Here is a 23,816-nt window from a genome sequence, read left to right as displayed (position 1 = left end):
TGATCACAATTCCCAAGAAAATGTAGTGCCAACTTTTCGGCTAAGGCATTGATTTGCTTATAGCCGGGGGTCGATTCTGCGCAAGTTGGGCTAACTGTTATTCCGGGTACGATGCTATGCATCGCCCCGGAATGACAGCAAGAGGAATTACCCCTTGGCGTCGCAAGCCCAGGCGCGGATCACACATTCCTTGCCGCCGAACTTGTAGCATTCGCGCGTCGCGGCATTGAGCGTGGCCGAGATCTTCGGCTTGACGGCATAGCCATAGGCGCCGCAGGGACTGGAAAGGTCGACCGCCATCGCCGCGCAAGCACGCTTCATCGTCACGGTCGTGCAATCGCCCTTGCATTGCTTCTGCGCCGCCGCACGCGCTTCGTGCTCGGCACCATAATCGAAGGCCTGGCCGTAGGCGCCGCACTTGCCGACTGCGAATGCGCCGGCGGCGTGCGCATCCGTGATGTGGCGCGCGCCGGCGACAAAAACCGACAGCGCAAAGAAAAACATCGCGCAACGGCGCGCGACGACGTTCGAAGGCATGGAAATCCCTCCCCCAAGGCAGGCGAAGGCGACTGTAAGCCGCGGTCGTTTCCAGATGGTGAACGGGGGTTGAAAACAGCCGTGTAGGGCGGATTGGCCGAGCGCAATCCAGCAAAGTATCTCACCGCGGAAGCAGAAGTGGTGGGTTACCCTTAGCGGACTGCGCAAGCGCGCAGCCGCAAGGCTAACTATCCCCGTCTTGCCGCTTCCAGCGCCTGCGGCGTGTCGATATCGAGGAAGGCACTCTTGCCGTCGACCGGCACTTCGGCAACCGCTTCGGTATGCTTGACGATCAAGTGGCGCGCGCCGACATCGCCGTCGAGCGTCATCAACTCCTTGAAGAAGCGGCGCGACCACAGCACGGGGTTGCCGCGGCGGCCTTCGCTGACCGGCACGACGATGAGATTGCCGCGGTCCGGCGCAAAGCCGTCGATGAGGCGGTCGATCAGGCCGGCATCGATCAGCGGCATGTCGCCGAGGCAGACCACAGCACCGTCGGAAGCCTCGGGGACGGCCGCGATGCCTGCCTTGACCGAGCTTGCGATGCCGCCGGCAAAATCCGGATTCTTGACGAACCGCACCTTCAGGCCTTGCAGTGCCTGCTCGACCAGCTCGGTCTGATGGCCGGTGACGACGATCACCTCGGATGCTTTCGACGCCAGTGCCTGTTCGGTCGCAATCCGCACCAGCTTCCTGCCGTCGAGCTCGGCGAGCAGCTTGTTCGGTCCGCCCATGCGGGTCGAGCGTCCCGCCGCGAGCACGATGGCCGCGATATTGCTGTTCCCTTCGATCTCCGGCTTGGCGCGCGGCTGCGGCCGCGTCACGATCTCCATCAGGAGGCCGCCGACGCCCATGCCCATCAGCTCGGAACGCGTCACCTTGATGCCGGCGAGGAGCCGCATCAGCACCCAATCAAAACCGTTCTCGACCGGCGAACGCGCGCAGCCGGGCGCCCCCAGCACCGGCACGCTGCCGGCACGGGCGATCAGCAGCAGGTTCCCGGGATCGACCGGCATGCCGAAATGCTCGATCTCGCCGCCGATCCCGGTGACGGCCGCCGGGATCACGTCGCGCCGGTCGGCGATCGCAGACGCGCCGAACACGATCACGAGCTCCGCGCCAAGCGCAAGCAGCTCCTTGATCGCGGCGGACAGCTCCCGCTCCTCGTGCTGGACTCGCCGCTCGGCGATGATGCCGGCGCCGGCCGGCGCCAGCCGCTCGGCGGTGACACGCAATGTCTTGTCGATCACCTTGGAGGACAGGCCCGGCAGCAGCGTCGAGACCACGCCGACGCGCTTGATGACATACGGCGCGATCTTCAGCACGTCGCGGCCCGCGGCCTTCACCGCGGCATCACGCAAGTTTCCTTCGACGCCGAACGGGATGATCTTGACGGTGCCGACCATCTCGCCCTCGACCACCGGCTTGAAGGCGGAGAGCGTCGCGAAGGTGATGGCCTCGTCGATATTGTTGATGCGGTCGACCGCGCCGCGGTCGATCACCAGCACGCCCGGGCGAGCCGCAAACAGATTGGCGCGGCCGGTGAAGGCGCGCTCGACATGAATGCCATCGCCGCCGACGGCGAGCGCGATGCTTGCGGCGGCAATGTCCTCGGAGACATCGCCCTCCTCCATCCGCACCACCACGACGTCCTTGATGCCGGCCCGCTCCAGCGCCTCGATCTCGGCCGGGCCGATCGTCGTGCCTTTCTTCAGCACCAGCGGTCCCTGGCGAAGGGTGTGGACGGTCACCCCGCCGATCGCGTCCTTGGGGCTCGCCGGGCCGAATTTCATGCCGCTTCTTCTTTTTCTTTGGGTGGCAGGCGAAGCACCGCCGTGATCTCGGCCATGATCGACACCGCAATCTCGGACGGCGAGACCGCGCCGATTGCAAGCCCGATCGGCGCGTGGATGCGCGCGATGTCAGAGTCATTGGCGCCTTGCGCCCGCAGCCGGTCGCCGCGCTTGGCGTGCGTCTTCCGCGAGCCGAGCGCGCCGATATAGAAGCACTTGCGCTCGAAGGCGTGCAGCAGCGCGGGGTCGTCGATCTTTGGATCGTGCGTCACCGCGACGAAAGCCGTGTAAGCATCGACGTTGAGCGGTGGCAGCGCCGTGTCGGGCCATTCCGCGACCAAGGGAACGTCGGGGAAGCGCTCGGGGCTTGCAAAGGCCGTGCGCGGATCGACCACTATGACGTCGTAGCCGAGCGAGCGCGCCAGCGGCGCCAAGGCCTGGCTGATATGGACCGCGCCGACGATGACGAGCTTTGCGGTCGGCGCGTAGACGTTGAGGAAAATCTTCTTGCCGCCGGCTTCGACACTGGCGCTCTTGCCCATGCGCAGTTGTTTGTCGAGCTCAGCTCGCAAGGGATCCTTGGCAAAATCGCTGGCCTTCACCAGGCGCTGCTCGCCGCTCTCGGTGTCCGTCACCAGAATGACTGGCCGGCGCGCGGCGCGCTCGGCATTGAGTTCGTGCAAAATTGCGAGCTTCACGGCTAGCCGACCTTCTCGACGAAGACGCGGATGGTGCCGCCGCAGGACAGCCCGACATTCCAGGCAGTCTCGTCCGCCACGCCAAACTCCAGCATCCTGGGCTTGCCGCTCTGGATCACATCCATGGCCTCGGTCACCACGGCGCCCTCGACACAGCCGCCGGAGACCGAGCCCAGGAACGTGCCCTCGTCGTTGATGACAAGGCTCGAGCCTGCCGGGCGCGGTGCCGAGCCCCAGGTCTCCACCACGGTTGCGAGCGCGACGCCACGGCCGGCCTTTTGCCAGTCCTCGGCGGCCTTCAGAATATCCTCGTCGCGATCGAGCATGGCTACCTCTCAAGCTGCGGAGCGGATCAGGCTGCGGTGATGCGGCGGCAGCGGCCGGGAGAGCGTGCTGATCAGCTCGTGGATCGAACTCAAATTATGCACGGGACGGAATTCGTCAACGTGCGGCAGCATCATTTTGATGCCCTGCGCCTTGGCCTCGAAGCCTCCAAACCGCAGCAGCGGGTTGAGCCAGATCAGCCGCCTGCAGGAGCGGTGCAGCCGGTCCATCTCGAAGGCGAGCTTGGAATCCGCTTCCCGCTCCAGCCCGTCGGAGATCAGCAGCACGATGGCCCCCTGGCTCAGCACGCGCCGCGCCCACAATTTGTTGAAATTGTGCAGCGAGGCCGATATCCGCGTGCCGCCGGCCCAGTCCTCGACCGAGGCCGAGCAGCTCGCCAGCGCCTCGTCAGGGTCGCGCTGGCGCAGCGCCCGGGTCACGTTGGTGAGCCGGGTGCCGAACAGGAACACCGAGACTCGCTTGCGGGCGTCGCCGACAGCATGGAGGAAATGCAGGAACAGGCGAGTGTACTCGCTCATCGAGCCCGAGATATCCACCAGCGCCACGATCGGCGCCGGTTTCTCGATCCGCCCGAGGCGATGGATGTCGATGATCTCGCCGCTGGTGCGCAGGGACGCGCGCAGCGTGCGGCGCAAATCGATGCGCAGGCCATGGGGATCGGGCCGGTGCCGGCGCGTGAGCAGTTCGGCCTGCGGCAGCCGCATCCGCTCGATGGCGCGCAACGCCTCGGTAATCTCCGCCGCGCTCATCTGCGCAAAGTCCTTCTTCTGGAGGATCTCCTTGTCCGAGACCGACAGGCGCAGATCCTGCTCCTGGTGCTGCGGTGTCTCCGTCATGCGCGGCTGCGACATCGCCTCCTGCACGCGGCGCGAGCCGGCCTGCGGCTTCTTCTTGGCCTGCTCCGGCAGCGGCACCGAATCCAGCATGTGCTTCCACTCTTCCGAGGCGCGGAAGAAAAGGTGGAAGGCCTGTTTGAAGATCAGCGCATGCTCGTGGCGCTTGACGAAGATCGCCTCCAGCGTGGTGAAGACGTCGGCGCGGTTGCCGATGTCGATCACCTGGAGCGCGCTCATGGCATCGATAACGGCGCCCGGCCCGACCGGCATGCCCGCCGAACGCAATGCGCGGGCGAAGCCGACGATATTGTCGGCGAACTGCTCGGTTTGCTCAGGTGCCAAGTGATTGATGGCCATGGTTCAGTACTCTCACTCGTCATCCCGTCGCGGCGCGCCGAATGACGAGCTCAGTCGTGACGCGGAGGCGTCAATTCTCGCTCGTCGCTTCCTTCAGCACCTTCTGCAAGCTGTCGCCCTGCATCCGCGTGATGTCGTCCTGATACTTGAGCAGCGCACCCAGCGTGTCGCCGACCACTTGCGGGGTCAGCGAGCGGGCGTCGAGCTCGGACAAAGCGGTGGCCCAGTCGATGGTCTCGGCAACGCCGGGGGATTTGTAAAAATCCTGGTTACGCAGCACCTGGACGAAGCGCACGACCTGCTGCGACAGTTTTGCGGAGATGCCGGGCACGCGCGACTTGACGATCGCGAGCTCGCGATCGGCGTCGGGATAATCGACCCAATGATAGAGACAGCGCCGCTTCAGCGCGTCGTGAATCTCACGGGTGCGGTTGGAGGTGATGATGACGATCGGCGGGTTCGGTGCCTTCACCGTGCCGAATTCGGGGATCGTCACCTGGAAGTCGCTGAGGATTTCGAGCAGATACGCTTCGAATGCCTCGTCGGCGCGGTCGAGCTCGTCGATCAGCAGCACCGGCGGCCCGGCGACGTCAGGCTCGAGCGCCTGAAGCAGCGGCCGCTTGATCATGTAGCGCTCGGCGAAGATGTCGGACGACAATTGATCGCGATCGGTGTCGCCGGCGGCTTCCGCCATCCGGATCGCGATCATCTGCGCGGCGCTGTTCCACTCGTAGACTGCCGAGGAGACGTCGAGGCCTTCGTAGCATTGCAGGCGGATCAGCTTCCGTCCCAACGCCGCCGACAGCACTTTTGCAATCTCGGTCTTGCCGACGCCGGCCTCCCCTTCCAGAAACAGCGGCCGGCCCATGCGCAGCGACAGATAGGTCACCGTGGCCAGCGATCGCTCGGAGAGATAGCCGCGCGACGTCAGGAGTTCGAGCATCGCATCGACCGATGCCGGCAAGGCACCGGACGTATTGGCCGTTGAAGTCATGAAAAAGCCAGTCTCGCTACGCCCTCACCGGGGACAAGTTTGGGCCGAGGCGTGAGGATCACTCACTCCTTGGCGTTGGCGGCGTCGAGGGCACGCCGCGTCAGCACTCCGATGAGGTGCGCGCGGTATTCGGCACTGCCGTGGATGTCGCTGTTGAGGCCGTCCGCCGGCACCTCGATGCCATCAAGTGCCTTCGCGGCGAAGCGCTTCTTCAGAGCTTCCTCGAAGGCGGTGACACGGAACACGCCATCCGAACCGGCGCCTGTGACCGCGACCCGCACGTCGGAGGGACGCCGCGCCACGAACACGCCGACCAGCGCATAGCGCGAAGCCTGGTTGCGGAACTTGATATAAGCCGCCTTCTTCGGCAGCGGGAACATCACCTTGGTGATGATCTCGTCGGCTTCGAGCGCGGTCGTGAACAGGCCCTGGAAATATTCTTCCGCCTTGAGGCGGCGCTTGTTGGTGACGATGGTGGCGCCGAGCGCCAGCACCGCAGCCGGATAGTCCGCGGTCGGATCGTTATTGGCGAGCGAGCCGCCGAGCGTGCCCTTGTGGCGCACTGCTGGATCGCCGATCTGGCTGGCAAGATCGGCCAGCGCCGGGATGGCTTCACCGACGATCGCGGAGCTTGCGACCTCGGCATGCCTGGCGGTGGCGCCGATCACGAGCGCGCGGCCCTTCATCTCGATCGTGTTGAGCCCCTCGATGTGGGAGAGGTCGACCAGATGTGGTGGGCTGGCAAGGCGCTGCTTCATGACCGGAATCAGCGTGTGACCGCCGGCGATCACCTTGGCGTCCTCGTTCTTCACCAGGAGGTTGGCGGCCTGCCGCACGGTCCCGGGGCGATGGTATTTGAAATCGTACATCTGAATGTCCTGATCGCAGAGTGCGCGCGCGGTTACGCGAGGTCGGATTTCGCCATCGCCTTGGCGCCGGCGGAGATCGAGGTGACGATGTTCTGGTAGCCGGTGCAGCGGCAGAGATTGCCTTCCAGCTCCTCGCGGATGGTGTGATCGTCGAGCTCGTTGCCCTTGCGATGGACGAGGTCGATCGCGGTCATGATCATGCCGGGCGTGCAGAAGCCGCACTGCAGGCCATGGTGCTCGCGGAAGGCCTCCTGCATCGGATGCAGCGGCGCGCCGTCGGCGGCCAGCCCCTCGATCGTCTTGACCTCGTGGCCATCAGCCATCACGGCCAACGTGGTGCAGGACTTCACGGCCTTGCCGTCGAGATGGACGACGCAGGCGCCGCACTGCGAGGTGTCGCAGCCGACATGGGTGCCAGTCAGGCGCAGATTTTCGCGCAGGAACTGCACCAGCAGGGTACGGGGATCGACATTGGCCGTTACAGGATTGCCGTTCACGATGAGGGAGATTTTTGCCATAAGCACTCTCTATCAGCGCCCCGACGGGTCCCGTCGAAGCGGTTCTTATAATTATTCCAACCCATCATATGGGCCATTATGCCCCGGGGCAACATCACAGGGAACGCAAGGCGCCATGCCGAAAGGCGCAATGCTTAAGGTATTGGCCTTCAGCCCTGTACCGCCTTGGCGAAGTTCGCGAAAAATTCGTCGCCCAGTTTCTTGGCGGCGCCGTTGATCAGGCGCTGGCCCAGCTGCGCCAACTTGCCGCCGATCTGCGCCTCGACCTCGTACGACAAAAGCGTGCCGCCGTCCTTCTCCGCAAGCTTGACCACGGCGCCGCCCTTGGCGAAGCCGGCCACCCCGCCCTCGCCTTCGCCGGAGATCTTGTAGCCGTTCGGCGGGTCGAGATCGCTCAGCGTGACCTTGCCTTTGAAGCGCGCCGACACCGGGCCGACCTTCATTTTCGCGGTCGCACGAAAGCCGCCGTCGTCGGTCTTCTCCAGTTCCTCGCAGCCGGGGATGCAGGTCTTCAGCACCTCGGGATTGTTGAGCTTCTCCCACACGGCCTCGCGCGGCGCCGCAAGCTGGACTTCGCCGTTCATCGTCATGGCCATGGGGTGCCTCCCGGGATGCGTCACTATGATGCTGCTCAAGTAACGCACGGAGGCCACAAAGGAAAGGGTGGCACCCGGTCACGTGCAATGCATATTCGCACCTGCAAAAAGCCTGCGCCCGATCGTTGGGGATTGGCAGAGCCGAGGCATGGTGATTAGGTCCCGCACGATATGAGCACATCCCTCTCCCCCTTGCTCGCGCCGATGCTGTCGAGCGCGGCCATGCGTGCAGTCTGCGACGACCGGACGACCCTTCAGAATATGCTCGATTTCGAGGCAGCCTTGGCCCGGGCCGAAGCGGCCACGGGTGTGATTCCCGCCTCCGCGGTGGGCCCGATCGAAGCCGCATGCAAGGCTGATACCTTTGATATGGCTGCGCTGGCCGAGGCCGCGACGCGATCCGGCAATCTCGCGATCCCTCTGGTCAAGACGCTGACCTCCAACGTCGGCAAGGCCGACGCGGAGGCCGCGCGCTACGTGCATTGGGGCGCTACCAGCCAGGACGTCATCGACAGCGCGACCATGCTCACGCTGCGCGCCGGCATCGATGCGCTGGACGCCGACCTCAGCCGCGCCATCAAGGGCTTTGCCGCGCTGGCACGGAAGCACCGCAACACCGCGATGGTGGCGCGGACCTGGCTCCAGCACGCGCTGCCGATGCCGTTCGGGCTGAAGGCCGCCGAATACGCCGCAAGCCTTGCCCGCGCCCGCTGCCGCCTGCGGCGGCTCTCCCGCGAGGGCCTCGCGCTGCAATTCGGCGGAGCGGCCGGAACGCTCGCAGCACTCGGCGACAAAGGGCTCGTGGTGGCCGAACGGCTGGCGCAGGAGCTGAACCTGCCGCTACCGGAAGCGCCCTGGCACACCCATCGCGACCGGATCGCGGAGGCGGCATCGAGCTTTGCGATTCTCGCCGGCAGCTGCGGCAAGATCGCGCGCGATGTCTCGCTGCTGATGCAGACCGACGTTGCCGAAGCGTTCGAGCCCGCCGGGGAAGGCCGCGGCGGCTCCTCGACCATGCCGCACAAGCGCAACCCGGTCGCCGCCGCGAGCGCGCTGGGCTGCGCGACCATGGCGCCGCAGCTCGCCGCGACGATATTCGCTGCTCAAGTGCAGGACCACGAGCGGAGCGCCGGGCCCTGGCATGCGGAATGGCCGACGCTGCCGCAACTGATGCTGGTCACCTCGGGCGCGCTGGCCGCGATCGTCGACATCGCCGAAGGGCTTGATGTCGATGCGGCGCGCATGCGCAGCAATCTCGATGCCACCCACGGCCTGATCATGGCGGAAGCGGTCACCTTTGCGCTGGCCGAGACAATCGGCAAGAGCGATGCGCATCATCTCGTCGAAGCCGCGAGCAAGCGCGCGGTTGCCGAGAGGAAGCATCTGCGCGAGGTGCTGTCGGCCGATTCGCAGGTCACCGCGCATCTTTCGCCGGAAAAAATTGCGGCATTGTTCGAGCCGATGGCCTATCAAGGGGCTTCCCAAACCCTGATCGACCGCTTGCTCGACAGCCTCGATCGCGAATAGAGCAGCCCTGAGCGGAAACAAGACGGAGACGCCCGCATGCCCATGATCGATGCCGACGGTTGCCTGATCAACGTCTCCGTCGAGGGCCGCGACGGCGGGCCGACCTTGATGCTCTCCAACTCGCTCGGCTGCACGCTGCAGATGTGGGAGCCGCAGATGAAGGCGCTGACGCAGATATTCCGCGTCATTCGCTACGACCGCCGCGGCCACGGCAAGTCCAACGTTCCGGCCGGCCCGTACACGATGGAGCGCTTCGGCCGCGACGTCCTGGCGATCCTCGACGACCTCAACATCGAGAAGGTGCATTGGTGCGGCCTCTCGATGGGCGGCATGGTCGGGCAATGGCTCGGCGCCAACGCGCCGGAGCGGTTCGGCAAGCTGATCCTCGCCAACACCTCCTGCTACTACGCCGAGCCGACCAAGTGGCTCGAGCGCATCGACGCCGTGAAGAAAGGCGGTATCGCGGCGGTCGCTGATGCCGTTATCGCCGGCTGGCTCACCCAGGATTTCCGCGAGCGCGCGCCTGACGTCTCCGCCAGGATGAAGTCGATGCTGCTCGCCACTCCGGTCGAAGGCTATCTCGCGTGCTGCGAGGCGCTGTCGACGCTCGACCAGCGCGCGCTGCTGCCGAAGATCAAAAGCCCGACTCTGGTGATCGCCGGCCGCCACGACATGGCGACGCCGATTTCGGCGGGTGAATTGATCCGCTCGAACATTCCCGGCGCGAGCATGACCATCATCGACGCCGCCCACATTTCCAATGTCGAGCAGCCCCACGCGTTCACTGACGCGGTGGTGGGCTTCTTGACGCAGCGATAGCCACAGCCGTCATTGCGAGCGCAGCGAAGCAATCCAGAAAATCCCTCCGCGGTGACAGACTGGATTGCTTCTTCGCTTCGCTCCTCGCAATGACGAAGGAGGAGAACAGCATGGACGACCAGAAACGCCGCGATGCCGGCACGAACGTGCGCCGAAAGGTGCTGGGCAATGCCTGGGTCGACAAGTCGATCGCAGGTCGTAATGCGTTCAACACCGACTTCCAGGACATGATCACCCGCTATGCCTGGGGCGAGATCTGGACGCGGCCGCATTTCGACGAGCGCACGCGGCGGGTGCTGGTGATCGGCACCATGGTCGCGCTCGGGCAATGGGACGAATTCCGCCTGCATGTGCGCGCGGCGCTCGCCGAGGGCGGCTTCACGCCCGACGACATCAAGGAAATTCTGCTGCAGCAGGCGATCTATTGCGGCGTGCCGGCGGCGAACCACGCCGTCAAGGAAGCCTCAGCGATTGTGCAGGAGCTCAGCCTGCTCAAGACCTAGCGGCGGAGTAGCCTCGACGGTCTGTGGGACCGCTGCCGGCCGCTCGATCACAATCACGATGGCGGCACCGAGCAAGAGCAGGAGCTCGGTGGCGTGCAGCCGCAGCGCGGCCATCTCGCCGACCTTCGAAGCCATGATCATGCTGGCAAACGAGATCAGGCTGCCGATCGCAAGCGCAATGCCGAGCGCCTCGTCGCTGCCGCCGTTCTTACGGATGCGGGGAACGCAGAGCAGCGCGAGGTAGATCGCAAAGAACGCCACCACGGTCGCTCGGCCTAGCGCCAGCAGCCAGGCGGCGCGCACGGTGTCCATTCCCGCCATCTGAAGATGGTCGCTGAGGAAAAGAGCTACTGCGACGCTCGGCCGCTCATAGAGGCCGTGCACCGGCGCCACCATGATGTTGAAGGCAACGAGGGTCCAGGCCGGGATGAAATAGGCCGCCAGAAGTACGCCGTTGACCGAACCGATCCGCCAATTTCCGAACATGCCGCTTCCCGTTTCGCTTGGCCCGCGCCTTCGAAGGCTTTGCCGGGAGCTAACTCGCATCAGACTGTGGCGGCAATTTAAACCCTTTGTTTACCTTAACTGCCCGGCCGGGCGACGCGGCCCACGGAAAAAGCCCCGCCTCCCGGCGGGGCTTCTGCGATGGCCATTGTTCTTGGCTCTCAACTCTACTTGTTGTCCTGACCGTGCTGGCCGGACTTACCACCCTGTTGCTGGCCCGGCTTGTCACCCTGGCGCTGCGGACTCTGTTGCTGCTGGCCCGGTTTCTGGCCGCCGCCCTGCTGCTGACCGGGGTTCTGGCCCTGCTGGCCGGGATTCTGGTTCTGCTGGTTCGTCATATCGGGAAACTCCCTTGTCGGACGTCCGAGGTGAGATAACGGCCGGCCCCGATTTTGGTTGCCCCGCGGAACCCGGTTCCTCGCGCGTGTCGGAACCGGATCATGACGTCCGTAACGAAATCAGTTCTGTACAAGCCTTTATGCCGAGGCGATGGCCAGTTGCAGCCGCCAGTTCCCTCCTGTTACAAAACCAGGAGAATGCTCAGGGGTTGCCGGGGCCCGAGAACTCTTCAAAGAGCTCCCTTTGAGCCCTCGTCAGGTTTGGTAACGGCAGCCCATGGATTATTTCGCCCAGCAGCTCATCAACGGCCTCGTGCTCGGCTCCATCTACGGCCTGATCGCGATAGGCTACACGATGGTCTACGGCATCGTCGGCATGATCAACTTCGCTCATGGCGACATCTTCATGATCGGCGGGTTCATCGCCCTCATCACCTTTCTGCTCCTGATCTCGACCGGCCTGACCGCGATCCCAGTGATCCTGCTGATCGTGCTTCTGGTCTCGATGGCGATCACGGCACTTTACGGCTGGACCATCGAGCGCATCGCCTACCGACCGCTGCGCCACTCCTTCCGCCTCGCTCCGATGCTGTCGGCGATCGGCATGTCCTTCGTGCTGACCAACTATTCGCAAGTGGCGCAAGGCGCCCGCGTCAAGCCGATCCCGCCGCTCATCACCGGCGGCTATACGCTGCATGAGAGCGCGGACGGCTTCGTGATCCAGCTCTCCAACATCCAGATCATGGTTGTCGTCACCACCATCGTGCTGCTGGCGATCTTCACCTGGCTGGTCTCGCGCACCCGGCTCGGGCGCGACATGCGCGCCTGCGAGCAGGACCAGACCATGGCGGCACTGCTCGGCGTCAACGTCGACCGCACCATCTCCATGACCTTCGTGATCGGTGCTGCGCTCGCCGCGGTGGCCGGTCTGATGTACCTGCTCTATTACGGGCTGGTCGATTTCTTCATGGGCTTCGTCGCCGGCATCAAGGCGTTCACCGCTGCCGTGCTCGGCGGCATCGGCTCGCTGCCGGGCGCGATGCTCGGGGGGCTCGCGATCGGGCTGATCGAGACGTTCTGGTCGGCCTATTTCTCGGTCGAGTACAAGGACGTCGCCGCCTTCTCGATCCTGATCGTCGTGCTGATCTTCATGCCGACCGGCCTGCTCGGCCGCCCCGAAGTCGAAAAAGTCTGACGGTCGCGCGCGTGAAAACTCCCTCGATCAATACGGCCAAAGCTGCATCGGGCATCCCCGCTCTCCTGAAGACCGCCTGCTTCAACGCGTTGATCGCGCTGGTGCTGTTCTCGCTGATGATCGGCATCCGCACCGAGGCGGGTTCCGACGGCCAGCTCACCTACTGGACGCGATTCGGCGACCTCGCATCTATCGTCGCCGCCGTGTTCGGCGGCTCGATCGTGATCGAGCTGCTCAGGCAATGGATCGGCCCGACCGGCGCCGAGAAGCTGGTGCCGCCTGCGTTGCAAAGCGGCATGTCGTTCGTCGGCCGCTATCTCGCACCGGCGCTCCTGATCTTCACGCTGCTGGTGCCTGTGATCTTCTATGACCAGCGCTACATCCTCGACCTCGCAATCCTCGTGCTCACCTATGTGATGCTGGGCTGGGGACTGAACGTCGTGGTTGGCCTCGCCGGCCTGCTCGATCTCGGCTACGTCGCCTTCTATGCGGTGGGCGCCTATTCCTACGCGCTGCTCGCCACCAATTTCGGCTGGTCGTTCTGGGTCTGCCTGCCGCTTGCCGGCATCCTTGCCGCATTCTGGGGCGTGCTGCTCGGCTTCCCCGTGCTGCGCCTGCGCGGCGATTACCTCGCCATTGTGACGCTTGCCTTCGGCGAGATCATCCGCCTGGTCATCATCAACTGGCAGGACCTCACCGGGGGCCCCAACGGCGTCTCCAGCATTCCTCGCCCCTCCTTCTTCGGCATCCCGCTCGACAACAGCGACAACGGGCTCGCCGCCAAACTCGGCATCGAGTATTCGCCGACCCACCGTATCGTCTTCCTGTTCTATCTGATCCTGGCGCTTGCGCTCCTCACCAACTGGGTGACGATCCGGCTGCGCCGCCTGCCGATCGGCCGTGCCTGGGAGGCGCTTCGCGAGGACGAGGTCGCCTGCCGCGCGCTCGGCATCAACACCACGACCACCAAGCTCACGGCATTCGCGACCGGTGCGATGTTCGGCGGCTTTGCCGGCGCGTTCTTCGCGACCCGCCAGGGCTTCATCAGTCCGGAGTCTTTCACTTTCCAGGAATCGGCGCTGGTCCTCGCCATCGTCGTGCTCGGCGGCATGGGCTCGCAGCTTGGCGTGGCACTCGCCGCGCTCGCCATGATCGGCGGCATCGAACTGTTCCGCGGCCTCGAGAATTACCGCATGCTGGTGTTCGGTATGGCGATGGTGCTGATCATGATCTGGCGGCCGCGCGGCCTGATCGGCCATCGCGCACCGACCGTGTATCTGACCAAGGCGCAGGCGATCTCCTCCGACCTCGTCAAGGAAGGGCACGGATGAGCGCCGACGAGATTCTCAGCGTCGACCGGCTGACCATGCGCTTCGGCGGCATCGTCGCCGTGCAGGACCTGTCGTTTGCAGCCGAGCGGAAGAAGATCACCGCGCTGATCGGGCCGAACGGCGCCGGCAAGACCACAGTCTTCAATTGCATCACCGGCTTCTACAAGCCGAGCGGCGGCGCCATTCGCCTCACCCATGGCGACGGCAAGGTGATCGCGCTGGAGCGACTGAACGATTTCCGTATCGCCAAGCAGGCCAAGGTCGCCCGCACCTTCCAGAACATCCGCCTGTTTCCCGGCATGACGGCGCTGGAAAACCTGATGGTGGCGCAGCACAACGTACTGATGCGCGCCTCCGGCTTCACCTTCCTGGGCCTTGTCGGCGCCCCCGTCTATCGCGACGCCGAAAAGCAGGCGATCGATCTCGCCACCGACTGGCTCAAGCGCATCAATCTGCTCGATCGCGCCGACGACGCCGCTGGCAATCTCGCCTATGGCGACCAGCGCCGGCTGGAGATCGCGCGCGCGATGTGCACCGAGCCCGCGCTTCTGTGCCTCGACGAACCCGCCGCCGGCCTCAACGCGCGCGAGAGCGCGGCCCTGAGCGAGCTGTTGCTTTCGATCCGCAACGACCTCGGCACCTCGATCCTGCTGATCGAGCACGACATGTCGGTCGTGATGGAGATCTCCGACCATATCGTGGTGATGGACCATGGCGTGAGGATCGCGGAAGGCTCCCCGCGCGAGGTTCGCGACGATCCCAAGGTCATCGCCGCCTATCTCGGCACCGATGAGGAAGAGGCCGTGGCCGTGATGGAGAGCGGGTCGTGACGCCGGCCCTCGCTCCCCTGCTCGCGATCCGCAGCCTTCGCGCCGCCTACGGCAAGATCGAGGCGCTGAAAGGCGTCGATGTCGAGATCAACGCCGGCGAGATCGTGGCGCTGATCGGCGCCAACGGAGCCGGCAAGTCGACGCTAATGATGACGATCTTCGGCAAGCCGCGCGCCCGCGCCGGCCAGATCCTGTACGAAGGCCGCGACATCACCGGCGTTCCCACCCACGAGATCGCGCATTTGCGCATCGCGCAATCGCCGGAAGGCCGCCGCATCTTCCCGCGCATGAGCGTGGCGGAAAACCTCCAGATGGGGGCCGACGCGACCGAATGTACCGACGCCGAACGCGAGGCGACGCTCCAACGCGTGTTCGCGCTGTTTCCGCGGCTGAAGGAACGCTACGCCCAGCGCGGCGGAACCCTGTCCGGCGGCGAGCAACAGATGCTGGCGATCGGCCGCGCCTTGATGAGCCGTCCTCGCCTGCTCCTGCTCGACGAGCCTTCGCTTGGGCTGGCGCCGCTGATCGCGCGCCAGATTTTCGACGCGATCCGCACTCTGAACCGGCAGGACGGCTTGACCGTGCTGATCGTCGAGCAGAACGCCAACCATGCGCTCAAGCTCGCCCATCGCGGCTATGTCATGGTGAACGGCCTGATCACGCTGGCCGGGACCGGCGCCGAGTTGCTGCAGCGCCCCGAGATTCGCGCCGCCTATCTGGAAGGCGGGCGGCACGGCTGAGGCGCCCGAGAACGAACCCTCAAGAGCCAAGCCTGCGGACCCGCGTGCGGCTGAATGTGGCGAGATATCTGCGCCAATGCCCGTATTTTGCCGGTGACTTCTCCCAAGATTCATTCAAGAATGGCGCCGGTTTGAACCGGGCATGCCCGGCAACGTCCACAGGCGACCACCCTCGAGGTATCTCATGAAATCACTGAAGCTCATCGGTCTGGCATTCGGCGCTTCGATCGCGCTGTCGAGCGCGGCGTTCGCGCAGGATGTCAACATCGCAGTCGCAGGTCCGATGACCGGCGGCGAGTCCGCCTTCGGCCGCCAGATGAAGAACGGCGCCGAGATGGCCGTGGCTGATATCAACGCCGCCGGCGGCGTCAACGGCAAGAAGCTCGCGCTCTCTGTCGAGGACGATGCCTGCGATCCCAAGCAGGCGCGCTCGGTCGCCGAGAAGATCGCCAGTGCCAAGATGCCGTTCGTCGCCGGGCACTATTGCTCGTCGTCGTCGATCCCGGCTTCGGAGGCCTATGCCGACGGCAACGTGCTCCAGATCACCCCCGCCTCCACCAATCCGAAGTTCACCGATAGCGGACTGTGGAACGTGGCGCGCGTCTGCGGCCGCGACGACCAGCAGGGCCTGGTCGCCGCCCAGTACATCGCCAAGAACTACAAGGGCAAGAACATCGCCATCCTCAACGACAAGACCACCTACGGCAAGGGTCTTGCGGATGAAACCAAGAAGGCGCTGAACAAGGCCGGCGTTACCGAGAAGATGTACGAGTCCTACAACAAGGGCGACAAGGACTTCAACGCGATCGTCTCGCGGCTGAAGCGCGACAACATCGATCTCGTCTATGTCGGCGGCTACCACCAGGAGAGCGGCCTCATCCTTCGCCAGATGCGCGACCAGGGCCTCAAGACCGTGCTGATGGCCGGCGACGCGCTCGCCGACAAGGAATACGCCTCCATCACCGGCCCGGCCGGCGAAGGCACACTGTTCACCTTCGGCCCCGATCCGCGCAACAAGCCGACCGCGAAGAAGATCGTCGACGCCTTCAAGGCCAAGAACATCGACCCCGAGGGCTACACGCTCTACACCTATGCGGCGATGCAGGTCTGGTCGCAGGCGGCCAAGAAGGCCGGCACCACCGACGCCAAGAAGGTCATGGCGGCCATCAAGGCCGGCAAGTGGGACACCGTGATCGGACCGATCGAGTATGACGCCAAGGGCGACATCAAGCAGCTCGACTACGTCGTCTACAAATGGGATGCCAAGGGCGGCTACGCCGCGATCAGCGGCAACGGCACCTGAGCGCACTTGCCGGGCCTGAAGGCCTCCTCCAATCATCATCGCGCCCCGGGTTACCCCGGGGCGTTGCTTCCTGCGGCAAGGTCAGACGGCTGCGGGCAGTTCGCCGTCCGCTGCGGCCTGGGCCCTCCGCAGCGCTTGCAGAAGATCGTTCGGCCGAAATGGCTTTTGCAGGCAGACCACGTTGGCGAGGTGGGGCGATTGTTCCATGAAGTCCAGCGCGGTCATCCCCGACACGGCAATGACCGGGAGGCTGGGTGCAAGCTCGCGCAGAGTCGCGATGACCTCGACGCCGCTGGCGTCACCGAGGAAAATGTCCACGATGGCCGCGTCGAAGGAGGCCTCGGTGAACGCTTTCACTCCGGCCGCGCCGCTGTCGGCCTCGACGACCTCGTAACGGTTGACGCGCAGCACGATCGCGACCATCGCACGGACGTCCTTCTGGTCGTCGATGATGAGAACGCGGGCCATAGGGAACAACTCCCGGATCCTGAAATCAAAATGCCTGATTCAAACCTGGAACCCATAGCAGTGGGAGGGCATTATGGCACCGTCCAGTAAAGCGCATCTTACCCGATCCCTAGTGCGCGTTCCCAACAAGATTAAGTAAGCTGTAACCTTCGGTTGAGTCGCGGTGGGTTTTGTCATGATGCGTGCCCAGAACGAGCTACCATGGACGGAATTTCATTGGGCCAAATGAGACTGGCGAAGATGCTCAAGACCGATTCGCGAGAGCTGGACCTGTCCGCGACGACCGAGCGAAACACATTCCTTTCGACGTTGCCGGCCACCGCGACAGACCGCACCGCAGCATTGGCGATCGTCGGCGTCGCCTCGATCCTGTTCGCGCTGGCCGTACCGTTCGCAGGTATCCCGCTGCTGCCTGTGCCAGCCTTCGTCGCGAGCTATCAATCCGCCCTCGCCGCCGCGGACATCATCACCGCGATCCTTCTGCTGTCGCAGTTTGCGGTGCTCCGGACCCGTGCACTGCTCGTGCTCGCAACGGGCTATCTGTTCACTGCCGCGACGGCCACATGCCATGCCCTCACCTTCCCGGGACTTTTCTCGCCGACGGGGTTGCTGCGTGCCGATCAGCAGACCGCGGCCTGGCTCTACATGATCTGGCACGGCGGCTTCCCGCTCTGCGTGCTGGCCTATGCCTGGCTGAAGGAGGCCGACGGCGGCGCCAGGATCTCAGGCTCGGCAAGCAAGGCGATCTGCGCCAGCGCGCTCGGCGTCGTTGCGGTCTCGATCGTCTTGACCTGGATCGTCACTGCCCAGCACGATCTGCTGCCGGTCCTGCTGCGCGACGGCCGTTACACGCAGCTCATGATCGGCGTGGTGTCCTTCGTTTGGTCCCTGAGCTTCGCCGCACTGGTCTCGCTGTGGTTCCGGCGTCCGCATTCGATCATCGACGTCTGGCTCATGGTCGTGATGTGCGCCTGGCTGTTCGACATCGCGCTGTCGGCGATCGTCAACGTCGCGCGCTTCGATCTCGGCTTCTACGCCGGCCGCTTCTACGGCCTCTGCGCAGCTACCTTCGTGCTTGCGGTGCTTCTGATCGAAAATGTCCGCCTCCAGGCCCACACGGTGGGCCTGGTCGGCAGGCTGCGCCAGCAGTCAGCATTGGATCGCGACTACTACGGCAAGCGCCTTGCCCTGTACGGCGCCGTCGTCGAATCCGCCAATGACGCCATCATCACGAAGACGCTCGACGGTGTCATCACCGGCTGGAACAAGGCCGCCGAACATCTGTTCGGCTATGCCGCCACGGAGGCCATCGGCAAGCCGATCGACATCATTGTGCCGGACGACCGCAAGGCCGAGGTCAGGGGTATCCTGAACCGGGTCGGCGGCAACGAAACGATCGCCCAGCACGAGACGGTCCGCATCCGAAAGGACGGCCGTCGGCTCGACGTCGTGCTCAATATTTTTCCGCTCAAAACAGCTGGCGGAGAGATCATTGGCGCCTCCAAGATCGCCCACGACATCACGGAGGAGAAGCAGTCACGGGAGAAACTGCGCCGCGAGATCGAGGAGCGGCAGCGCATCTTCGAGACCTCGCAGGATCTCATCCTGGTCACCGACGGTTTTGGCAATTTCGTCCAGGTCAGCCCGAGCGTGAAGGATATCCTCGGATTCGGTCCGGAGGACATGGTCGGACACAGCGCAACCGAGTTCATCCATCCCGACGATCTCGACAGGACACGAAGCGAGATGCGCGCGGCGCGGCGCGGCGCCGTCAAGCGCAGCTTCGAGGCGCGCTACTACCACTACGACGGTCACGAGGTCACGCTGAATTGGATGGGCACCTGGTCCGATCCGGTCAAGCGCCATTTCTTCATCGGCCGCGACCTCACCGAGAAGCAGGCGGCCGAGGCGCAGTTCAGGCACGTCCAGAAGATGGATTCCATCGGTCAATTGACCGGCGGTGTCGCGCACGACTTCAACAATGTGCTGACCGTCATCACCGGCACGATCGGCATTTTGGCGGATGCGGTCGCTGACCGTCCCGAACTCGCCGCCATCACCAAGCTGATCGACGATGCCGCCGAACGCGGCGCGCAACTGACCAAGCATCTGCTCGCCTTCGCCCGCAAGCAGCCGCTCCAGCCGCGCGAAATCGACGTCAACGCCCTGACGCTCGAGGCCGCAAAGCTCCTGCATCCCACCCTCGGCGAGCAGATCACCATCCTGCCGCAGCTCACCGAGGATGCATGGCCGGCACTGATCGACCCGGGTCAGCTTTCCACCGCGATCCTCAATCTCGCGCTGAACGCGCGCGATGCCATGCCCGACGGCGGCACGCTGGTGCTGGAGACCCGCAACATCTTCCTCGACGACGGTTATGCCAGCATGAATCCCGACGTGCTGGCCGGCAATTACGTGATGATCGCCGTCAGCGACACCGGCTCCGGAATCCCGCCGGAGTTGATCGACCGGGTGTTCGATCCCTTCTTCACCACCAAGGAGGTCGGCAAGGGCACCGGCCTCGGGCTCAGCATGGTGTTCGGCTTCGTCAAGCAGTCCGGCGGCCACGTCAAGATCTACAGCGAGGAAGGCCACGGCACGAGCGTGAAGATCTACCTGCCGCGCTCGAGCGGCGTGCAGGAGACCGAGTTCGAGGCGCTCCAGAACGCGCCTATCACCGGTGGCGACGAGAAGATCTTGATCGTCGAGGACGACGCGCTGGTGCGGCAATATGTCGTGACCCAGATCAAGAGCCTCGGTTATGCCGCCCTCGAGGCCGGCAACGCGGCCGAGGCCCTCATCATCATCGACTCCGACAAGGACATCGACCTGCTGTTCACGGACGTCATCATGCCGGGCAACATGAACGGCCGCCAGCTCGCCGATGAGGCGGCGCGCCGGCGCCCCGACCTCAAGACGCTGTTCACTTCGGGCTACACCGAGAACGCCATCGTCCACCACGGCCGGCTCGATTCCGGCGTGCTGCTGCTGGCAAAGCCCTACCGCAAGTCCGAGCTCGCCAAGATGCTCAGGACCGCGCTCGCCGGTTGAGCCTGCGGCATCCCTGCGATATCGCTGGAGCGATCGCCTTTCAGCCTGCGGAGCCGTCTTGAAAAACCTTCTCACCGATATCGCCGGCGTCCGCGTCGGCCATGCCGAGGATGCGAAACTCGCCTCGGGCGCGACCGCGATCATCTTCGACCAACCGGCGGTCGCGGCGATCGACATCCGCGGCGGCGGACCGGGTACCCGCGAGGATGCCCTGCTCGATCTTGCCAGCACGCAAGAACGGGTCGATGCGATCGCGTTGTCCGGCGGCTCCGCCTTCGGGATCGAGACCGGCGGCGGCGTGCAGGCCTGGCTCGCCGAGCAGGGTCGCGGTCTTAATATCCGCGGCGCGGTGATCCCGCTCGTGCCGGGTGCGATCGTGTTCGACCTCCTCAATGGTGGCGACAAGGCCTGGGGGCGCTTCGCGCCCTATCGCGATCTCGGTTACGCCGCGGCCTTGGCCGCAAGCCACGATTTCGCGCTGGGCAGCGTCGGCGCCGGCCTGGGTGCCACCACCGCGACCTTCAAGGGCGGGCTGGGGTCAGCTTCCGCGGTCCTGGCCAACGGCATCAAGGTCGCCGCGATTATCGTCGTCAACGCGGTCGGCAGCGCCACCGTCGGCGACGGGCCGTGGTTCTGGGCAGCGCCATTCGAGGAGAACGGCGAGTTCGGCGGGCGCGGCCTGCCGTCCGCGTTCACACGGGACATGCTGGCGATGCGCATCAAGGGCGGGCTCGCCGCGACCGCGCGCGAAAACACCACGATCGGCCTCGTCGTCACCGACGCGAGGCTGACCAAGGCACAGGCCAAGCGGCTTGCGATGATCGCGCATACCGGGTTTGCCCGCGCGATCTATCCGGTGCATGCCCCGACCGACGGCGACGTGCTGTTTGCCGCCGCGACTGGCGAGAAGCCGGTCGAGCCGTTGGTCGGCCTCACCGAACTCGGCACGGTCGCCGCCAACGTGGTCGCGCGCGCGATCGCACGTGGCATTTACAATGCGACAGCACTGCCGTTCGCAGGGGCACTACCGGCGTGGAAGGATCGCTTCGGCGCGTAAGTAGCACTCGCAACACGTCACACGTCATCGCCCGGCGAAGACCGGGCGATCCAGTATTCCAGAGACGATAAATGATTGAACCGAAAGGCCGCGGCGTACGGGATGCCCCGTCTCCGCGGGGCACGACGACGCAATTTGCGGAGGGAGGCTTCTCGCTCACACGCTCATCGACATGGACGAGCCGGCAGCCGCTGAGGCGCCTTGCCCGTGCCCGCCTTGCCGCTGCATCAACTGCGCAAACAGATCATAAGCCGAATTACCGGAGGCGCTGGGGGCGCCCGGGACCGTTGTCGACATCTTGAAGCCGTCGGTATAGGTGACGGTGGTGGTGGACGAGCCGTCGGCGCCGGTTGTCGTGGTCGAGGTCGAGCCGCCGCTCGACTGCGAGGAAGCATCCGAACCGGTGCCGGACGCATCGCCTGCACCTTGCGCGTGATGGTGGCCGTGATGGCCGCTCTTCAGCGCCTTCGACATCTCGTCGAGGCTGACGCTGCCGTCGGAATTCGAATCCAGCTTGGAGAACACGTCGTCGGCCTGCGCCGTGTTGGTGCCGCCGGCACCCAGCGCATTCTCGAATTCGGATTTGGTGATCTTGCCGTCGCCGTCTCCGTCGACCTGCGAAAAAAGGTCCTCCAGCGCGGCGTCACGGCTCGTCGAGGACGTCGACGTGGAGGACGTGGAGTTCGACGAGGTCGAGCTGGCTGTGCTGCTCGTACTGTCAGAGGACTGGCTCTGCGCGGCGAACAACGCGTTCATCGTCTCCGGCGAGATCTGCGGATATTTGCCCGAATTGACCGAAGAGGTCGCGCCTCTGGTCGTGCTGTTGCTGCCGCTGTCGATCGCGAACGGATTGGTCGCGCCTTTCGAAGACCCCGTCTTCTGGGTCGACAAGGACGATTTCGAATTCGTCAGCGACTGGATCGCGTCGAGCGCACTCGATGCGGCACCAAGGGCAAACAACATTGCAAAAACTCCAACCGATGCGGCATGCCGCGGCCAATGTCCTGGAGGTGACGTCAGCAAGCGCCGTGCCAGCGAAAAAAGCTCAATGAAATCCGCCTTCGCCGCACTTTGCACGGCCCGGTAACACCGGCAATTCATGCCGATCGCGGCAGAAATTTCCGCCCACAGAAAGCTCGCCACCCCTGCATTGCCCGGCTGAGAGGCCCATGTTAGGCGAGTTCATCTTTCACGGCCGCCACGGGAAACCGCGCTATGACCCAAGCCTTCGCCCCCCGCCCCCTGGCAATCGCGCCCTCGATCCTGGCCTCGGATTTCTCCAAGCTTGGCGAGGAGGTGCGCGCCGTGGACGCCGCCGGCGCCGACTGGATCCATCTCGACGTGATGGACGGGCACTTCGTTCCGAACATTTCCTATGGCCCCGACATCATCAAGGCGATGCGCCCGCATACGAAGAAAATCTTCGACGCCCATCTGATGATCTCACCGTGCGACCCCTTTCTCGAGGCCTTCGCCAAAGCCGGCTGCGACCACATCACCGTGCATGCGGAGGCAGGTCCGCATCTGCACCGCTCGCTCCAGGCGATCCGCGCGCTCGGCAAGAAGGCCGGCGTTTCGCTCAATCCAGGCACGCCGATCAGCGTGCTCGAATACGTCATCGACCTCGTCGACCTTGTGCTGGTGATGTCGGTCAATCCCGGCTTCGGCGGCCAGGCCTTCATCCCCTCCGCGATCGGCAAGATCCGCGATATCCGCGCGATGACGGCAGGCCGTCCGATCGACATCGAGGTCGATGGCGGCGTCGGCCCCGACGTCGCAGGTCCCCTGGCCGCGGCTGGCGCCAACGCCTTCGTCGCCGGCACGTCCGTGTTCAGGGGCGGCACGCAGGAAGCGTACAAGACCAATATTGCCGCGATCCGCAACGCGGCCGCAGGCGCACGCGGCGAAGCGATCTGAGGCGTCACGCGCCTTCGCGAATGAGCGGCTTCTACGGATGCTGCGACGCGCAATGCCTAAAATTGCAATCTTGATCCGTACTCCTCCGGGCTTCCCTGATTCGCGCAAATCACCGCTAGTGATTCTTGCCTGTTTTCGCGGGAGCACATCATGACGACGACCCTGGTTTGGACTGGCGTGGCGTTGTGGCTTGGTTTCAGTACGTTTGTTGTGTTTGGCCCGTCGGCCGGACCGGTGCAGATCCCGGCACGTTCGTTGCGTACCACTCGTCGCCATCGGATCTGACGCAAGTGCAGTTCGCGCTCGTGAAGCGTCAGCTGAAGCGCAGGTGCCGCATTCCGCGGCGCCCGCACCCGGACCTCGATTATTTCTTCGGCCGGCTCGAACGCTCCGAAGGCGAGATGCGCGACGACACCGGGCCCGAGACGGCGGACCTGGATCACCCGTTCCGGTCACCGCGCCGGCATTGAATTCTTTTCTGGACCAAGCACATGAAGCCGCACTGCCCGAACTGCCTGAAGGAAATGACCAAGGCATCCGCGTCGCGTAACCTCTTCAACTGCGAACCCTGCCGCGAGCTCATCCAGTTCTTCGGCGGCAGCGCGGATCACGGCGAGCCCGGCCCCCAGTTCTCCTGGCCGATCCGCCGCAAGCGCTCCGCCCACGCGGCCTGAACCTTCCAGCATCCAG

The 23,816-nt window shown here is 64.7% G+C and carries 27 protein-coding genes; 14 read left to right on the top strand and 13 right to left on the bottom strand.

All coding sequences use genetic code 11. The annotated features are described in order from the left end of the window. Positions 1–147: 147 nt before the first annotated feature. The 9 genes from ABIB06_RS35830 to ABIB06_RS35790 all read right to left on the bottom strand — a co-directional run bounded on the left by ABIB06_RS35830 (position 148) and on the right by ABIB06_RS35790 (position 7,543). A complete protein-coding gene (locus ABIB06_RS35830; protein WP_354046355.1) occupies positions 148–537 on the bottom strand; it encodes a DUF4189 domain-containing protein in 390 nt (129 codons plus the stop codon). 188 nt (positions 538–725) lie between these two features. Then, a complete protein-coding gene (locus ABIB06_RS35825; protein ID WP_354046353.1) occupies positions 726–2,330 on the bottom strand; it encodes an NTP transferase domain-containing protein in 1,605 nt (534 codons plus the stop codon). Then, positions 2,327–3,028, bottom strand: a complete 702-nt coding sequence (locus tag ABIB06_RS35820; RefSeq protein WP_354046351.1) for an XdhC family protein — start codon at positions 3,026–3,028, stop codon at positions 2,327–2,329. The genes ABIB06_RS35825 and ABIB06_RS35820 overlap by 4 nt, the downstream gene beginning before the upstream one ends. A 2-nt stretch (positions 3,029–3,030) precedes the next feature. Beyond that, positions 3,031–3,354, bottom strand: coding sequence for an XdhC family protein (locus ABIB06_RS35815; protein WP_007602422.1), 324 nt, complete (start codon positions 3,352–3,354; stop codon positions 3,031–3,033). Between the two features lie 9 nt (positions 3,355–3,363). Then, positions 3,364–4,566, bottom strand: coding sequence for a vWA domain-containing protein (locus ABIB06_RS35810; RefSeq protein ID WP_354046348.1), 1,203 nt, complete (start codon positions 4,564–4,566; stop codon positions 3,364–3,366). 70 nt (positions 4,567–4,636) lie between these two features. After that, positions 4,637–5,560: an AAA family ATPase gene (locus ABIB06_RS35805; protein WP_354046346.1), complete on the bottom strand. Its 924-nt coding sequence runs from the start codon at positions 5,558–5,560 to the stop codon at positions 4,637–4,639. A gap of 62 nt (positions 5,561–5,622) precedes the next feature. Further along, positions 5,623–6,429 (bottom strand): FAD binding domain-containing protein, encoded by an 807-nt coding sequence (locus ABIB06_RS35800; RefSeq protein WP_247338985.1) that lies wholly within the window; start codon positions 6,427–6,429, stop codon positions 5,623–5,625. A 32-nt stretch (positions 6,430–6,461) separates the two neighbouring features. Further along, positions 6,462–6,947 carry a (2Fe-2S)-binding protein gene (locus tag ABIB06_RS35795; RefSeq protein ID WP_247338997.1) on the bottom strand — a complete coding sequence of 162 codons (486 nt, stop codon included), beginning with the start codon at positions 6,945–6,947 and terminating at the stop codon, positions 6,462–6,464. A 149-nt stretch (positions 6,948–7,096) separates the two neighbouring features. Then, entirely contained in the window at positions 7,097–7,543 is a 447-nt protein-coding gene (locus ABIB06_RS35790; RefSeq protein WP_247338999.1) for an SRPBCC family protein, read from the bottom strand. 171 nt (positions 7,544–7,714) lie between these two features. Here ABIB06_RS35790 and ABIB06_RS35785 point away from each other — a divergent pair, with 171 nt between their 5' ends. The 3 genes from ABIB06_RS35785 (at position 7,715) to ABIB06_RS35775 (ending at position 10,392) form a co-directional block, all read left to right on the top strand. Beyond that, positions 7,715–9,070 (top strand): 3-carboxy-cis,cis-muconate cycloisomerase, encoded by a 1,356-nt coding sequence (locus tag ABIB06_RS35785; RefSeq protein WP_354046343.1) that lies wholly within the window; start codon positions 7,715–7,717, stop codon positions 9,068–9,070. A 36-nt stretch (positions 9,071–9,106) separates the two neighbouring features. Next, the gene (gene pcaD / locus ABIB06_RS35780; protein ID WP_247444502.1) at positions 9,107–9,889 is read left to right on the top strand and encodes a 3-oxoadipate enol-lactonase; all 783 of its coding nucleotides are present in this window, start codon (positions 9,107–9,109) and stop codon (positions 9,887–9,889) included. A gap of 110 nt (positions 9,890–9,999) precedes the next feature. Then, positions 10,000–10,392: a carboxymuconolactone decarboxylase family protein gene (locus ABIB06_RS35775; protein ID WP_354046340.1), complete on the top strand. Its 393-nt coding sequence runs from the start codon at positions 10,000–10,002 to the stop codon at positions 10,390–10,392. Here the strand turns inward: ABIB06_RS35775 and ABIB06_RS35770 are convergent. Together ABIB06_RS35770 and ABIB06_RS35765 are read right to left on the bottom strand one after the other, a co-directional pair. Then, on the bottom strand, positions 10,354–10,878 hold the full coding sequence (locus tag ABIB06_RS35770; RefSeq protein ID WP_247339008.1) for a hypothetical protein: 525 nt from the start codon (positions 10,876–10,878) through the stop codon (positions 10,354–10,356). The genes ABIB06_RS35775 and ABIB06_RS35770 overlap by 39 nt on opposite strands. A 185-nt stretch (positions 10,879–11,063) precedes the next feature. After that, positions 11,064–11,234: a hypothetical protein gene (locus tag ABIB06_RS35765; RefSeq protein ID WP_247339010.1), complete on the bottom strand. Its 171-nt coding sequence runs from the start codon at positions 11,232–11,234 to the stop codon at positions 11,064–11,066. A gap of 277 nt (positions 11,235–11,511) precedes the next feature. Here ABIB06_RS35765 and ABIB06_RS35760 point away from each other — a divergent pair, with 277 nt between their 5' ends. From ABIB06_RS35760 to ABIB06_RS35740, 5 genes are all read left to right on the top strand, one after another. Continuing rightward, positions 11,512–12,429 carry an ABC transporter permease subunit gene (locus ABIB06_RS35760; RefSeq protein ID WP_247339012.1) on the top strand — a complete coding sequence of 306 codons (918 nt, stop codon included), beginning with the start codon at positions 11,512–11,514 and terminating at the stop codon, positions 12,427–12,429. Positions 12,430–12,440: 11 nt separating this feature from the next. After that, a complete protein-coding gene (gene livM, locus ABIB06_RS35755) occupies positions 12,441–13,760 on the top strand; it encodes a high-affinity branched-chain amino acid ABC transporter permease LivM (RefSeq protein ID WP_354125692.1) in 1,320 nt (439 codons plus the stop codon). Further along, complete coding sequence (locus tag ABIB06_RS35750; RefSeq protein WP_247339016.1) at positions 13,757–14,590, top strand: ABC transporter ATP-binding protein; 834 nt, start codon at positions 13,757–13,759, stop codon at positions 14,588–14,590. The genes livM and ABIB06_RS35750 overlap by 4 nt, the downstream gene beginning before the upstream one ends. Next, the gene (locus tag ABIB06_RS35745) at positions 14,587–15,330 is read left to right on the top strand and encodes an ABC transporter ATP-binding protein (protein WP_354046335.1); all 744 of its coding nucleotides are present in this window, start codon (positions 14,587–14,589) and stop codon (positions 15,328–15,330) included. Before ABIB06_RS35750 ends, ABIB06_RS35745 begins: the two co-directional genes overlap by 4 nt. Positions 15,331–15,514: 184 nt before the next feature. Next, on the top strand, positions 15,515–16,633 hold the full coding sequence (locus tag ABIB06_RS35740) for a branched-chain amino acid ABC transporter substrate-binding protein (RefSeq protein WP_247339034.1): 1,119 nt from the start codon (positions 15,515–15,517) through the stop codon (positions 16,631–16,633). A gap of 81 nt (positions 16,634–16,714) precedes the next feature. On the opposite strand, the gene ABIB06_RS35735 is transcribed toward ABIB06_RS35740, so the two are convergent. After that, complete coding sequence (locus ABIB06_RS35735; protein WP_354046333.1) at positions 16,715–17,101, bottom strand: response regulator; 387 nt, start codon at positions 17,099–17,101, stop codon at positions 16,715–16,717. A gap of 240 nt (positions 17,102–17,341) precedes the next feature. On the opposite strand from ABIB06_RS35735, the gene ABIB06_RS35730 reads away from it, so the two are divergent. Together ABIB06_RS35730 and ABIB06_RS35725 are read left to right on the top strand one after the other, a co-directional pair. Continuing rightward, positions 17,342–20,152: a PAS domain S-box protein gene (locus ABIB06_RS35730; protein ID WP_354046332.1), complete on the top strand. Its 2,811-nt coding sequence runs from the start codon at positions 17,342–17,344 to the stop codon at positions 20,150–20,152. A 58-nt stretch (positions 20,153–20,210) separates the two neighbouring features. Beyond that, entirely contained in the window at positions 20,211–21,209 is a 999-nt protein-coding gene (locus ABIB06_RS35725; RefSeq protein ID WP_354046330.1) for a P1 family peptidase, read from the top strand. Positions 21,210–21,365: 156 nt separating this feature from the next. On the opposite strand, the gene ABIB06_RS35720 is transcribed toward ABIB06_RS35725, so the two are convergent. Continuing rightward, on the bottom strand, positions 21,366–22,172 hold the full coding sequence (locus ABIB06_RS35720; protein ID WP_354068891.1) for an EF-hand domain-containing protein: 807 nt from the start codon (positions 22,170–22,172) through the stop codon (positions 21,366–21,368). A gap of 252 nt (positions 22,173–22,424) precedes the next feature. On the opposite strand from ABIB06_RS35720, the gene rpe reads away from it, so the two are divergent. From rpe to ABIB06_RS35700, 4 genes are all read left to right on the top strand, one after another. Further along, complete coding sequence (rpe, locus tag ABIB06_RS35715; RefSeq protein ID WP_354046326.1) at positions 22,425–23,126, top strand: ribulose-phosphate 3-epimerase; 702 nt, start codon at positions 22,425–22,427, stop codon at positions 23,124–23,126. Positions 23,127–23,276: 150 nt separating this feature from the next. Further along, a complete protein-coding gene (locus ABIB06_RS35710) occupies positions 23,277–23,411 on the top strand; it encodes a hypothetical protein (protein WP_354046324.1) in 135 nt (44 codons plus the stop codon). Between the two features lie 5 nt (positions 23,412–23,416). Continuing rightward, the gene (locus ABIB06_RS35705; RefSeq protein ID WP_354046322.1) at positions 23,417–23,596 is read left to right on the top strand and encodes a hypothetical protein; all 180 of its coding nucleotides are present in this window, start codon (positions 23,417–23,419) and stop codon (positions 23,594–23,596) included. Between the two features lie 21 nt (positions 23,597–23,617). Then, on the top strand, positions 23,618–23,800 hold the full coding sequence (locus ABIB06_RS35700; protein WP_247339077.1) for a hypothetical protein: 183 nt from the start codon (positions 23,618–23,620) through the stop codon (positions 23,798–23,800). Positions 23,801–23,816: the final 16 nt, after the last annotated feature.

This window comes from Bradyrhizobium sp. LB8.2 (genome assembly GCF_040548035.1).
GTDB lineage: Bacteria > Pseudomonadota > Alphaproteobacteria > Rhizobiales > Xanthobacteraceae > Bradyrhizobium.
Note: the sequence above shows the minus strand (reverse complement) of the source record. Positions and strands in the feature narration are given on the sequence as shown.

Coding starts and splice junctions, on each gene's coding strand:
- ABIB06_RS35765 (WP_247339010.1), bottom strand. CDS start 11,234: ATGACGAACCAGCAGAACCAGAATCCCGGCCAGCAGGGCCAGAACCCC.
- ABIB06_RS35785 (WP_354046343.1), top strand. CDS start 7,715: ATGAGCACATCCCTCTCCCCCTTGCTCGCGCCGATGCTGTCGAGCGCG.
- rpe (WP_354046326.1), top strand. CDS start 22,425: ATGACCCAAGCCTTCGCCCCCCGCCCCCTGGCAATCGCGCCCTCGATC.
- ABIB06_RS35750 (WP_247339016.1), top strand. CDS start 13,757: ATGAGCGCCGACGAGATTCTCAGCGTCGACCGGCTGACCATGCGCTTC.
- ABIB06_RS35720 (WP_354068891.1), bottom strand. CDS start 22,172: ATGTTGTTTGCCCTTGGTGCCGCATCGAGTGCGCTCGACGCGATCCAG.
- ABIB06_RS35810 (WP_354046348.1), bottom strand. CDS start 4,566: ATGGCCATCAATCACTTGGCACCTGAGCAAACCGAGCAGTTCGCCGAC.
- ABIB06_RS35775 (WP_354046340.1), top strand. CDS start 10,000: ATGGACGACCAGAAACGCCGCGATGCCGGCACGAACGTGCGCCGAAAG.
- ABIB06_RS35700 (WP_247339077.1), top strand. CDS start 23,618: ATGAAGCCGCACTGCCCGAACTGCCTGAAGGAAATGACCAAGGCATCC.
- ABIB06_RS35795 (WP_247338997.1), bottom strand. CDS start 6,947: ATGGCAAAAATCTCCCTCATCGTGAACGGCAATCCTGTAACGGCCAAT.
- ABIB06_RS35790 (WP_247338999.1), bottom strand. CDS start 7,543: ATGGCCATGACGATGAACGGCGAAGTCCAGCTTGCGGCGCCGCGCGAG.
- ABIB06_RS35815 (WP_007602422.1), bottom strand. CDS start 3,354: ATGCTCGATCGCGACGAGGATATTCTGAAGGCCGCCGAGGACTGGCAA.
- ABIB06_RS35830 (WP_354046355.1), bottom strand. CDS start 537: ATGCCTTCGAACGTCGTCGCGCGCCGTTGCGCGATGTTTTTCTTTGCG.
- ABIB06_RS35825 (WP_354046353.1), bottom strand. CDS start 2,330: ATGAAATTCGGCCCGGCGAGCCCCAAGGACGCGATCGGCGGGGTGACC.
- ABIB06_RS35800 (WP_247338985.1), bottom strand. CDS start 6,429: ATGTACGATTTCAAATACCATCGCCCCGGGACCGTGCGGCAGGCCGCC.
- ABIB06_RS35735 (WP_354046333.1), bottom strand. CDS start 17,101: ATGGCCCGCGTTCTCATCATCGACGACCAGAAGGACGTCCGTGCGATG.
- ABIB06_RS35805 (WP_354046346.1), bottom strand. CDS start 5,560: ATGACTTCAACGGCCAATACGTCCGGTGCCTTGCCGGCATCGGTCGAT.
- ABIB06_RS35730 (WP_354046332.1), top strand. CDS start 17,342: ATGCTCAAGACCGATTCGCGAGAGCTGGACCTGTCCGCGACGACCGAG.
- pcaD (WP_247444502.1), top strand. CDS start 9,107: ATGCCCATGATCGATGCCGACGGTTGCCTGATCAACGTCTCCGTCGAG.
- ABIB06_RS35760 (WP_247339012.1), top strand. CDS start 11,512: ATGGATTATTTCGCCCAGCAGCTCATCAACGGCCTCGTGCTCGGCTCC.
- ABIB06_RS35710 (WP_354046324.1), top strand. CDS start 23,277: ATGACGACGACCCTGGTTTGGACTGGCGTGGCGTTGTGGCTTGGTTTC.
- ABIB06_RS35770 (WP_247339008.1), bottom strand. CDS start 10,878: ATGTTCGGAAATTGGCGGATCGGTTCGGTCAACGGCGTACTTCTGGCG.
- ABIB06_RS35740 (WP_247339034.1), top strand. CDS start 15,515: ATGAAATCACTGAAGCTCATCGGTCTGGCATTCGGCGCTTCGATCGCG.